This window comes from bacterium (genome assembly GCA_021372515.1).
Lineage (GTDB): Bacteria > Gemmatimonadota > Glassbacteria > GWA2-58-10 > GWA2-58-10 > JAJFUG01.
In genome coordinates, this window is sequence record JAJFUG010000003.1 from 1 (window position 1) to 1500 (window position 1500).

The 1500-nt window shown below is 63.7% G+C and carries 1 protein-coding gene; it reads right to left on the reverse strand.

The window, feature by feature from the left end:
- Positions 1 to 1500, reverse strand: a 1500-nt coding sequence (gene metG / locus LLH00_00095; GenBank protein MCE5269668.1) for a methionine--tRNA ligase, incomplete at both ends; no start/stop codon positions are given.

A 1500-nucleotide genomic window follows, 5' to 3' on the forward strand; every position in this document is an offset into this window, starting at 1 on the left:
ACTTTCACCTCGCCCAGGGCGTGGCCGCTCTGGCTCGCGTTGGCATAGTCCTGCTCCCAGGGATGCTCGCGCCAGTCCGTGGAGAGTCCCAACTGGCCCCAGAGGTTCTCGGCCGAGAACGGCATGATCGGCCACATCACCATCGACAGGGCGTGCGACGCCTGCACGCAGAGGTTGAGCGTGGTGGCGCAGCCCTCCAGGTCGTTCTTGCGGCTGGCCCAGGGCGCCTTGTCGTTGAAATACTTGTTGCAGAAACGGGCGAACTCGGCGAAAGCATCCGCCGCGGCACGGTAACGGAAACTGTCGATCAGCTCGCCGATCCGCGCGGCCACGGAATCAAGCTGCCCCAGCATCTCGCGGTCCAGCTCGCCGAGCGTGTTCCGCTGCGGGACTTTTCCCTCGAAATAGCGCTGCACGAAAGTGAGCGTGCGGTTGACGAAGTTGCCCACAGCATCGGCCAACTCGTTGTTGTTGTGCGCCTGGAACTCGCGCAGGTTGAAATCCATGTCGCGGGTTTCGGGCATGTTGGCGCACAGGTAGTAGCGCAGCGGGTCAGGGTGGAAATGGTCCAGGTAGTCGTGCAACCAGACCGCGAAATTGCGGCTGGTCGAGAATTTGAGACCCTCGAGGTTCAGGTACTCGTTGGCCGGGACATTCTCGGGCAGCACGTACTGGCCGTAGGCCATCAGCATGGCCGGGAACATCAGCACGTGGAAAAAGATGTTGTCCTTGCCGATGAAATGCACGAGCCGGGTGTCCTGGCCCCACCAGTACTCTTTCCACAGTTCGGGCTGGCCCTTTTCGGCGGCCCACTCGCGGGTGGAGCTGATGTAGCCGATGGGGGCGTCGAACCAGACATAGAGCACCTTGCCCTCGGCGCCGGGCAGCGGCACCGGGATGCCCCAGGTCATGTCGCGGGTCACGGCGCGCTCGCGCAGGCCCTCACCGTCGTTCAGCATGCCCCGGGCGAAGCTGAGCACGTTCTCTTTCCAGTAGCCCTTGGTGTCCAGCCAGGCCTTGATCTTGTCCTGGAAACGGTTGAGCTGGAAATAATAGTGCCACGTCTCGCGCGGCTCGGGAACGCCGCCGCAGAGCTTGCACACGGGGTTGATCAGCTTGAGCGGGTCGATCGGCTTGCCGCATACCTCGCACTGATCGCCCTTGGCCCCCTCGGCCCCACAGTGGTGGCAGACTCCCTCCACGTAGCGGTCGGGCAGGAACCGGGCGCAGCTCGGGCAGTAGAGCTGGGTCTCGGTCTTGCGGGTCATCAGACCCTGCTCGTGGATGCGCAGGAAAAAGTCCTGGCTCGTCTCGTGGTGGATCTTGCGGCTGGTGCGGCTGAAATGGTCGAATGAGATTCCGGCGCGGCGGAACGAGTCGGAGATGTGGGCGTGCCAGTGGTCCACCACCTGCTGCGGGGTCTGGCCGCTCTTGTCCGCGGCGATGGTGATCGGCACCCCATGCTCATCCGTCCCGCCGATGTACAGCACATCCAGGCCC